Annotated in this window: 1 protein-coding gene; it reads left to right on the top strand. The window is 77.0% G+C overall.

The annotated features are described in order from the left end of the window. Window positions 1-270, top strand: a 270-nt coding sequence (locus KZZ06_RS20880) for a hypothetical protein (RefSeq protein ID WP_219581874.1), incomplete at both ends; no start/stop codon positions are given.

Raw genomic sequence — 270 nt, 5'->3', positions numbered from 1 at the left:
ACCCGAGATCGCGCGCCTGGGTCCGGTGGCGGCCGCCAGCCTGAGGCCGCAGGCGGTCGAGCCGTTCGAGGCCTTCGTGGCGCCGGGCGACGTCTTCCGGCATCCGCGCGAGGTGCTGCGCTATCCCGGCCTGTCGCGGGCCGAGAAGCGGGCGATCCTGGCCTCCTGGGCCTCGGACGCCCGCGCGGTCGATTCCTGCCCGACGCTGCGCTGCCTGCCGGGCTGCCGGGCCGAGCCCGTGCCGCTGAGCGCGGTCCTGGAGGCGCTCCA

This window comes from Sulfitobacter sp. CW3, assembly GCF_019392245.1.
GTDB lineage: Bacteria > Pseudomonadota > Alphaproteobacteria > Rhodobacterales > Rhodobacteraceae > Sulfitobacter.
Note: the sequence above shows the minus strand (reverse complement) of the source record. Positions and strands in the feature narration are given on the sequence as shown.